Origin of the sequence: Zeaxanthinibacter enoshimensis (assembly GCF_004362865.1) — a bacterium.
In the GTDB taxonomy this organism is placed as follows: Bacteria; Bacteroidota; Bacteroidia; order Flavobacteriales; family Flavobacteriaceae; genus Zeaxanthinibacter; species Zeaxanthinibacter enoshimensis.
Window position 1 is genome coordinate 273,701 of sequence record NZ_SNYI01000002.1, and the last position, 11,619, is coordinate 285,319.

An 11,619-nucleotide genomic window follows, 5' to 3' on the forward strand; every position below is an offset into this window, starting at 1 on the left:
TTTTAAGAAACAGTCTTCTGACCCGGCAATTCGTCATTTATCGATGATCCATGGAAAAAACAATGGAAAACCTTAACTTCAGAAGACTTTAAATACTGCATTTATATCGATTATTTGCGCTTCATCGATGATTATTGACGTTAAAGGATAATTTTAGCGCGATCCCCCGAAATCAGTTTGAGTGAGATCAATTATAGTCTATCTTGCAGTAGTTTTAGAATTGCCCAATTCTTACCTGTAGCAGCCGCTTGCCATGGTGATACGTTTCAACCAAAACTATCATTTATGGAAGATTTTACTCTTGATACCAAGGGAACTTCTGCAACTTACAACCTTGTAATAGCAGTTCTCCTGGGCCTTTTTCTATATAGTACTCCCCTCACAGCCGATAATGGTTCCGTGAACAACCTTTCCATTTTTTATGCCGATACGGATGGAGATGGGGTGCCGGATTCCACTGACATCGATGACGATAACGATGGGATAATAGACGCCAACGAGGATGCTAATACGGATGGTGATAATGATCCTGCGACCGATCCAACCGATACGGACGGGGATGGTATTCCCAACTACCTGGATATTGATTCGGATAACGATGGTATTCTCGATAATGTCGAAGCCCAGACCACCATGGGTTTTATTGCACCCTGCGGGGTGGATACCGATGGTAACGGCCTGGATGATCACTACGAACCCAGTCCTGGTGCCTGTGGCGGTTTGATCCCTGTGGATACAGACGGAGACGGGGTGCCCGATTTCCTTGACATAGATTCTGATGATGATGGTATCCTGGACAACGTAGAAGCCCAGGAGAGCGACAGCTTTATCCCCGTATGTGAAAATGATACCGATGGCAATGGTCTGGATGACCATTATGAATCTTCCCCGGGTGCAGGAGAAGGACTTCATCCTGTGGATACAGATGGGGATTCACATCCTGATTTCAGGGATATCGATTCGGACAACGATGGTATACTGGACAATGTGGAAGCCCAGGAAAGCGATAGTTTTATCCCCGTATGCGTTAATGATTCCGACGGGAATGGTCTCGATGATCATTACGAGTCTGTACCCGGCGCCGGGGAAGGGCTTACCCCGGTGAACACTGATAGCGATAATAATCCGGACTTCAGGGATATCGACTCGGATAATGACGGCATCCCGGATAACGTGGAAGGACAGACTACCTCCGGTTATATACCGCCCACTGGGCAGGACGATGATATGGATGGCCTGGATAACGCCTATGAAGGCAGCGGGGACGAGGGAATCACCCCTGAGAATACCGATAATACAGACCTTCCCGATTTCAGGGACCTGGATACCGACAACGATTTGGTTCCTGACAATAACGAGGGGAACGACTTTAATTTTGACGGGCAGCCCGACCAGTTCTTTACCGGGGTGGATGACGATATGGATGGCTTGGATAACGGTTATGAAGGATCGGACACCAACGACGGTTTTGATGTGAACGACGAGATCGATGATCCGGCCAACGACCTGCCGGATACCGATGGTACCGAGGATGTCAACTACCGGGATATGGATGATGATGGGGATGGAACCATCACTCCCCACGAGGATGCCGATGATGACGGTGATCCTACCAATGATGATACCGATAGTGACGGCACCCCGGATTATCTCGATCCTGATTCTGATGGGGGAGGTGATAATACCGATACCGACGGTGACGGTGTACCGGACAGCACCGACCTGGATGATGATAATGACGGTATACCGGACAGCGTGGAAGACCCGAATACAGATGGGGATGACAACCCTCTTACAGACCCAACCGATTCTGATGGGGACGGGATAGCAGACCACCTGGATATCGACTCGGATGACGACGGAATCCCGGATAACGTGGAGGCCCAGACAACGGACGGGTATATCCCACCTACCGGTCTGGATGATGATATGGATGGTTTGGATAATGCCTACGAAGGCAGCGGGGACGAAGGACTGACCCCGGTGAATACCGATGGCGCAGACGAACCGGATTACTTAGACCTGGATTCGGATAACGATCTTGTGCCGGACAACAATGAAGGGAACGACTTTAATTTTGACGGGCAACCCGACCAGTTCTTTACTGGGGTGGATGACGATATGGATGGCCTGGATAACGGTTATGAAGGATCGGACACCAACGACGGTTTTGACGTGAACGACGAGATCGATGATCCGGCTAATGATCTGCCGGATACCGACGGCACCGAGGACGTGAACTATCGCGACCTGGATGATGACGGGGATGGTATTGATACCCCGGACGAGGATGCGGATAACGATAACGACCCGACCAACGATGATACAGATAGTGACGGCACCCCGGATTACCTGGATCCTGATTCCGGTGGGGGTGGAGATAATACCGATACCGATGGAGACGGCGTTCCGGACAGTACTGATCTGGATGATGATAACGACGGTATCCTGGACAGCGTGGAAGATCCGAATACAGACGGGGATGACAACCCACTTACGGACCCAACCGATTCTGATGGGGACGGGATAGCAGACCACCTGGATATCGACTCGGATAACGACGGCATCCCGGACAACGTGGAGGCCCAGACTACGGACGGGTATATCCCACCTACCGGATTGGACGATGATATGGATGGTCTGGATAATGCCTATGAAGGCAGCGGGGACGAAGGACTGACCCCGGTGAATACGGATGGTACAGATGAACCGGATTACCTGGACCTGGATACCGATAATGACCTGGTTCCTGATAACAATGAGGGGAACGACTTTAATTTTGACGGGCAACCCGACCAGTTCTTTACGGGAGTGGATGACGATATGGATGGCCTGGATAACGGTTACGAAGGATCGGACACCAACGACGGTTTTGACGTGAACGACGAGATCGACGACCCGGCCAACGACCTGCCCGATACCGATGGCACCGAGGATGTGAACTATCGCGACCTGGATGATGACGGGGATGGTATTGATACCCCGGACGAGGATGCGGACAACGATAACGACCCGACCAATGACGACACCGATATGGACGGCACCCCGGATTACCTGGATCCTGATACTGACGGTGGAGACGGTACAGATACGGATGGAGATGGCGTTCCGGACAGCACCGACCTGGATGATGATAACGACGGTATCCTGGACAGCGTGGAAGACCCGAATACAGACGGGGATGACGACCCGCTGACCAACCCGCTGGATTCGGATAACGACGGTTACCCCAACCACCTGGATATCGACTCGGATAACGACGGAATCCCGGACAACGTGGAGGCCCAGACAACGGATGGGTATATCCCACCTACTGGCCTGGATGATGATATGGACGGTTTGGATAATGCTTACGAAGGCAGCGGGGATGAAGGACTGACCCCGGTGAATACGGATGGTACCGATGAACCGGATTACCTGGACCTGGATACTGATAATGACCTGGTTCCTGATAACAACGAGGGGAACGACTTTAATTTTGACGGGCAGCCCGACCAGTTATTTACGGGGGTTGATGACGATATGGATGGCCTGGATAACGGCTACGAAGGATCGGACACCAACGACGGTTTTGACGTGAACGACGAGATCGATGATCCGGCCAACGACCTGCCGGATACCGATGGCACCGAGGATGTGAATTATCGCGACCTGGATGATGACGGGGATGGCATTGATACCCCGGACGAGGATGCGGACAACGATAACGACCCGACCAATGACGACACCGATATGGACGGCACCCCGGATTACCTGGATCCTGATACTGACGGGGGAGACGGAACAGATACCGATGGAGACGGCGTTCCGGACAGTACCGACCTGGATGATGATAATGACGGTATCCTGGACAGCGTGGAAGACCCGAATACAGACGGGGATGACGACCCGCTGACCAATCCGCTGGATTCTGATAACGACGGTTACCCCAACCACCTGGATATCGACTCGGATAACGACGGAATCCCGGACAACGTGGAGGCCCAGACAACGGACGGGTATATCCCACCTACCGGCCTGGATGATGATATGGACGGTTTGGATAATGCCTACGAAGGCAGCGGGGATGAAGGACTGACCCCGGTGAATACGGATGGTACCGATGAACCGGATTACCTGGACCTGGATACTGATAATGACCTGGTTCCTGATAACAACGAGGGGAACGACTTTAATTTTGACGGGCAACCCGACCAGTTATTTACGGGGGTTGATGACGATATGGATGGCCTGGATAACGGCTACGAAGGATCAGATACCAATGACGGTTTTGACGTGAACGATGAAATCGATGATCCGGCTAATGATCTACCTGATACCGATGGTACTGAGGATGTGAATTACAGGGATTTTGATGATGACGGGGATGGAATAGATACCCCGGATGAGGATGCGGACAATGATAACGATCCGACCAATGACGATACTGACGATGATGGTACACCGGATTACCTGGACCCTATAGATAACCGCCCGGACATTTCTAAAATTGAAGTGAACCAGATGGTGACTCCAAATAATGATGGTAAGAACGACTTCCTGTTCATCAGGAATGTGGACCGGGTACCGGATAATAAACTGAGGATATATAACCGCTGGGGACGACCTGTGTATATAGGCGATGATTACAATAACCAGAATAATGTCTTTGATGGCCGGGCCAGGGGGATTTCTACCTTTGGTTCCGAGGAGTACCTGCCATCGGGCGTATATTATTATATCTTTGAATATACCCTTAATGGAGAATTTATCTCTGACAGCGGACCCTTATTCATCAGTAATTAATGCATAGAAGCCAATGATGACCAAGAATAATAACTTCCTGTTTTCCCTGATCTGTAGTTTAGTCCTCTCTGCAGGTCTGTTTGCCCAGCAGGATGCACAGTATACACAGTACATGTATAATACCATGAGTGTGAACCCCGCCTATGCGGGCTCACGAGGCCAGCTCAGCGCAGCAGCACTCTACCGCTCCCAATGGGTGGGCCTGGAAGGAGCACCGGAAACCCAGACCATTAACCTGCATTCCCCGATCAGGAACAGCAGGGTAGGGTATGGAATTTCGGTGGTTAATGATAATATAGGGGATGGTGTGGTACAGGAAACCTACCTGGATGCAGTGGTTTCTTATACCATTGATGTTTCCGAGGAAGGCAAGATGTCATTTGGGCTTAAAGCCGGGGGGCATTTGCTGAACCTCGACTTTTCCAGCCTTAATAATTTTGATGATGAACCTATTTCCGGGGATAATATAGAGAACAGGTTCTCACCGAATTTCGGGCTGGGACTCTATTACCATACCAATACCTTTTACGCCGGATTGTCTACGCCTAATATGCTGGAGACCGATCACTTTGACAACTCGGAGCGGGATGCCAATGATGTGCAGTTCCTGTCTAAGGAACGCATGAATTTTTATTTTATAACCGGCTATGTGATGGATCTGAACCCATCGCTGAAATTTAAGCCGGCAATCCTTACTAAAGTGGTGGGGGGAGCTCCCATACAGTTAGACCTCTCCACGACATTTTTACTGAATGAAAAATTTTCTTTCGGGGCAGCCTACCGATGGGATGCAGCGCTCAGTGCCCTGGTAGGATTTCAACTTTCGGACCAGTTCATGGTCGGGCTTGCCTATGATAAGGAAACCACTGAACTGGGTAGTACGACGTTTAATGATGGATCTTTCGAAGTGTACCTACGTTTTGAATTGGTTCGTTCTTACCGAAGGCTGGTATCACCCCGATTCTTTTAAAATAATAGTCCATGACAAAAAAATCACTGTTATTATGTATCCTGGCAGCCCTTCTCGCTTTACCGGTTGTGGCCCAGGAACGCCTGATAAACAAGGGGAACGAAAAGTACCAGGACTATTCATTTACCCCGGCTATAGATATTTACCAACGCGTCCTGGATAAAGGATATGTTTCTGCAGACCTGCTGAAGAAACTGGGAAACGCCTACTACTTTAACTCGGATTACGACAAAGCGGCGGAGGTCTACAAACGACTGGTCAGCGAATACCCCGACGACCTAACGCCCGATTACTTCTTCCGTTACAGCCAATCGTTAAAATCGATCGCCAAATACGAGGAATCCAATAAGGTGATGCAACAATTTGTTGCCATGACCGGGCATGATGAACGGGCTTCTCGCTTCAGTTCAGAAGCTGATTACCTGGAAGATATTGAGAAGAATTCCGGTCGCTATACCCTTAAACCTTTCGCTTATAACTCCCCGTATTCAGATTTTGCGCCGAGCTATTACCGGGATGGACTTATATTTTCTTCAGACCGTGATACCGGGAACCTGGCAAGATATCGCCATACCTGGACAGCAAAGGATTTCCTTGACCTGTATAAGGTGAATGCGGATAGTGTTTCCCTGGAAAAAGTGGTCAAGGTAGAGAATGTGAATTCGCGCTGGCACGAGTCGACCACAGCCGTCACCCCGGACGGGAATACCCTCTATTTTACCCGGAATAATGAAAAGGACGGGAAGCTGGTGAAAGGCAAGAATGGGATCGTCCGGCTAAAAATATACCGGGCCACCAAAGCTGAAGGGGAGTGGCTGATCATCGAAGACCTGCCTATCAACAGTGATGCTTATTCCGTGGCTAACCCTGCGTTAAGCCCTGATGGGAAGTACCTGTATTTTGCATCCGATATGCCGGGAACCCTCGGGGAATCGGACATCTTCAGGGCAAAGATCAATGATGACGGTACTTTCGGCTCTCCTGAAAACCTGGGCCCCGTGATCAATACGGAAGCTCGCGAAACTTTCCCTTATATCACGGAAAATGAAATACTATATTTCTCATCAGATGGTCACCTGGGTCTGGGCGGTTTGGATGTCTTTGCAGCGAAGATTCTGAGGGATGATTTTGAAGGTCCTGTAAAGAATGTCGGGCGGCCTGTGAACAGTCCCAAAGATGACTTTACTTTTGTCTTCAGGGAGGATAAGAAAGAAGGGTATTTTGCTTCTAACCGTGAAGGTGGCATGGGAGCTGATGACATCTACGCCTTCGTGGAGAACGAACCGCTACAATTTGAATGTATACAGCAGATCACCGGTACCGTCCGGGACAAGATATCGAACGAGTTACTTGTGGGGGCGAATGTAAAAGTGATAGACGAATCCAACCAGGAAATACAGTCCTCGATTACCGGGGACGAAGGCACCTACGCCCTGACCTGTGACTGCAACAAGGGGAACTTTGTGCGCGCGGTGATGCAGGGGTATATCCCTGCTGAAGAATACCTGGGCGCTTCTGATGGCAAGCCGCGAATAATCGATTTCTACCTGGAGCGGGAAACAGTTACCGGTGGTTATGGGGACGACCTTGCCAAATTGTTACAACTGAGTACCATCTACTTTGATTTTGATAAATACAATATCAGGCCAGATGCCGAAGTAGAAATTCAGAAGGTCATCGCCGCCATGGAAAAATACCCCAGTTTAAAGCTCAAGGTGAATTCACATACAGACAGCCGCGGGCCGGATGCCTACAACCTGTGGTTATCCCAGAAAAGAGCAGAATCTACCGTGAATTATATGGTTGCAAAGGGCATTTCTGCTGATCGCCTGCAATTTGAAGGTTACGGGGAAACCAAGTTGGTCAATCAGTGCAGCAACGGGGTGAAATGTACACAGGAAGAACACGAACTCAACCGGCGCTCTGAATTCATTATCCTTGAATAATCAAAGCTTGTGCGTTAGTCGATGGGCTTCGTAATTCAGGGATGTCATCGGTGAAATTGGATCGGTCAGGCTTCGTTAAACAAGGGTTACACCTCCACTGTGTGGCTCTACACAACAATTATTTAGGGAACTGGTGAAGTGCGGATATATTTGATCTATTCGTAGAAAGTCTGTTTACTGCAATAAAATGGCAGAAACGGGCTTCCAGATCAAACTTGATTCTTCCATGGCCAGACTTTTTAGGGTAGTCTTATTGTTGATGTTCACCAGCCTTCCGGTTATCGGGATGGCCCAGCAGACTTTTGAAGACAGGTTTACCACGGTTTCCTATACCAGGAATGATGGATCGCTGAACTTTTCAGGAGGTTGGGAAGAGAACGGGGAACCTACAGATCCAACCAGCGACAGGATTACCATTTTAGGGGGAGAGTTACGTATCCTCAATATGGATTACAACACCATAGAGCGTAGACTGGACCTGTCCAGTACAACCGCGGTGACCTTTACCATGGATTACCGGGAAATAAGCGGTAATGAGCAAATTAATGTCGAATTTTTTGACGGGACCTCCTGGAATGCGAGAAGAACACTTAACGGAAGTGGCTCTATTACCTATGACCTGACCGCAGCCGAGAGAAATGCCAATGCCGGAGTCCGTTTTGTGACTAATACTGAAGGCTGGGGAAACACCGAAGAATACCGTCTTGATAATGTACTTTTTACGGCTACCTATCCGACATCAGTACTCATAGATGATCCTGTCGTTGATGAGGGAGCCGGCACAGTCACCTTTACAGCAACCCATGTGGGACCCAACACTTTCCTGAACCTTCCATTTACGGTGAATTATGTAACCAATGCGGGAACGGCAACCGATGGCCTGGATTATACAGGGGTGAGCGGAACCCTTTTATTTACCGGTACTTCCGGTTACAGCCAGACCATTACGGTTAATATACTCGAAGATACTTTTTATGAACTGCCGGAGACCTTCGAGATAGAAATGACATCGACAAGTAACGGCTCTGTCAATATTGACAACAGGGGGGTAGGTACAATCACGGATAATGAGGTAGTCCTTGGAGACACGCCCCTGGTGCTGTTTGAAGAATTTGATGGTTATATGGATTATTCATCAGCAAGTGGTACGCTCAGGACACAGGATAATAATACCGATGCCTGTTCCATTACAACCAATTCCTCAAGCACCCTGACCTCTGCTATCCCGGCAGGGGCAACTATTGAGAAAGCCACGCTATACTGGACGAATTCAGGTCAGATGGATCCCATCGTTAATTTTGAAGGGGCAGACATAGATGCTCAACTGGTTTACAGGACTACTATCCTGGGCCTGGAATTTCATAACCATTCCGCAGATGTTACCACGATGTTACAGGGGATCCCTGATCCCACCACTAATGTCTTTGATTTCACAGGCCTGACCATAGACAATTCGGGAAATTACTGCAGTTATGGCGTCACCCTAGGGGGCTGGGCCCTGGTCGTTTATTATACGGCCCCGGGTCTGCCGGCCTCTACGATCAACCTTTACCAGGGTTTTGACGGGAACCAGAACGAGACTACCAGTTTTGGGCTCTCCGGGTTTTATGCCATTGGTTCTGCCGGCTCTAAAACCTCTATCCTTTCTTGGGAAGGGGATCAGACCCTGGCGAATAACGAATCATTGCAATTTAATACCCCCCTTACAGGAACCAATACCCTGACAGGGGATGGAGATAATACAGGCGGAAACCCCTTTAATTCCACGAATTACGATAACGTAGGTGTACCTATCACCAATAATGCCAACCAGCATGGGGTAGACCTTGATACTTATGATGTGAGCAGTTTTATCCTCCCAGGCGAAACTTCGGCTACCACGGTGGTAAACGTAGGCCAGGATTTTGTCATGATGAATGCGGTGATCCTGAAAGTACCTTCGAACATTATTGTAGGCCGTGTCTTTGAAGATATTAATTACGGGGGCGGCCCGGGACGTGATTTGACTACTTCCGGAGGGGCAGGAATCCCCAACGCCATAGTGGAATTATATGACAGTGGCGGCACCCTGGTTTTTACTACCACGACCAACGCTTCGGGGCAATACACCTTTGCAGGGATGCAGAATGGTACCTATACGGTAAGGGTGGTCAATAATTCGGTTCGCTCTACCAGGCCTAACGGCAGTAGTTGTGGCAGCTGTATGCCGGTACAGACCTATAAGGCCGACTATGCCGGGGGCAGCATCACGGCAGACGTCAATAAGGTTGGGGGGAATAATCCGGCCGCTACAGATGTAGGGCCTGGAACGCTTACCGGTGCCCAGTCTACGGGTACTATCACTATTGTGAACGAAGGAGCCGTAGGAATGGACTTCGGGTTCAGTTTTAATACGATCGTGAATACCAATGAAACCGGACAAGGTTCTCTATACCAGTTCGTCACCAACAGTAACGAGCTGGGGTCCGGAACTATGGATATAGAGGCAAATGCCCTTTTTGACCCGGCGGCCGGGGAAGATCTCTCTGTCTTTATGATCCCCCCGACCGGGGATGCCTTGGGCAGGACAGCGGACGCGAATTACACCGCGGGAGTATTCAGTATTGATATCACCAGTGTAGATCTTCCTGTTATTACCGGGGTAAATACGGTGATAGATAGCCGGACTCAGACTGCATATTCCGGGGATTCCAATGCGGGTACCGTTGGGGCCGGGGGTACAGCTGTCGGAACTGCAGCAACTGGATTGCCCAATTACCAACTGCCCGAAATACAGCTCTATAAGCCTGGAGGGGAAATTTTCATCAATACCGGTACGGATAATGCAATCCGCTATCTTTCTCTGTACACAGACGATAAATCTGCCATCCTGATAGACGGTGGATCATTAACGGTCAGCAATAACCTTATCGGGGTAAATGCTACCGGCTCTAACGAGGGAGCCATACTTGTCGGGGTAGAGATCAAGGACGGGATCAGTATTATCGATGGGAATTACATCGCGACAACAGCTGACAATGGAATTTTTATCGATGGTGGAAATTCAACTACTATCCGGGACAACCATTTCACCAATAACGGGAATGCCATCTGCCAGGCCACTATAGAAGTTAAGAGCGGTACTGGCATAGTGATCCAGTCCAACCTGCTTGAAAATTCGGCCGGACATGGTATCGACGCAGGACAGATCTCGGATCCTATAACCATAGATCAGAATACTATCACTACCTCGGGCTTACTGGGGGGAGCATGCCTCGCCGGGATCCTGCTGGGTGATGATGATGCGGCTATAACCGGCAACGTTATCCATACGAATGCCGGGGCAGGTCTTGAACTCACTGGTAACAGCTCGGGGAACCTGATCTCGCAGAATTCATTTTACGCTAATGGAACAACGGTACCTTCCCTGGGGATAGACCTGGGCGGAGATGGGGTGACCCTGAATGACAGTGGAGATGGAGATAACGGACCGAACGGGCGAGCTAATTTTCCCATCTTGCAATTAGCGGTCAGTAACGGAACTACTTTAACTGTACAAGGATGGTCGAGGCCTGGCGCCAGGTTAGAATTCTTCCTAACCGATGTGGAGGAAGGCACTGCAGCAGCGGGGGACAACCAGTTTGCCTACAGCAGTGATTACGGGGAGGGCCAGACCTACCTGCTTACTTTCACGGAAGGCAGCGGGGCAGACCTCGACGGAACTTCCAGTTCGTACACGGACGTGGATGGGAACACCGATACCACCAATAAATTCCGTTTCGTGGTTCCGGCACCTCCCGGAACTCATGTTGGAGCCCTTTTAACGGCTACGGCTACACTCGGGAATAGTACCTCAGAATTCTCCCCCAGGTCTGTAATTATTGTACCTACAGTAATAACTAATCGAAGGATCACATACCGGGTAGATCCGAACTAACA

The 11,619-nt window shown here is 49.6% G+C and carries 4 protein-coding genes; all 4 read left to right on the forward strand.

The annotated features are described in order from the left end of the window. Positions 1-285: 285 nt before the first annotated feature. Positions 286-4,785: a T9SS type B sorting domain-containing protein gene (locus tag CLV82_RS14920; RefSeq protein ID WP_243744166.1), complete on the forward strand. Its 4,500-nt coding sequence runs from the start codon at positions 286-288 to the stop codon at positions 4,783-4,785. A gap of 16 nt (positions 4,786-4,801) precedes the next feature. Further along, positions 4,802-5,755 (forward strand): PorP/SprF family type IX secretion system membrane protein, encoded by a 954-nt coding sequence (locus tag CLV82_RS07480; RefSeq protein WP_133644485.1) that lies wholly within the window; start codon positions 4,802-4,804, stop codon positions 5,753-5,755. Between the two features lie 11 nt (positions 5,756-5,766). Continuing rightward, on the forward strand, positions 5,767-7,701 hold the full coding sequence (locus tag CLV82_RS07485) for an OmpA family protein (protein WP_133643701.1): 1,935 nt from the start codon (positions 5,767-5,769) through the stop codon (positions 7,699-7,701). Between the two features lie 226 nt (positions 7,702-7,927). Continuing rightward, complete coding sequence (locus tag CLV82_RS07490; RefSeq protein WP_243744168.1) at positions 7,928-11,617, forward strand: right-handed parallel beta-helix repeat-containing protein; 3,690 nt, start codon at positions 7,928-7,930, stop codon at positions 11,615-11,617. Positions 11,618-11,619 lie beyond the last annotated feature (2 nt).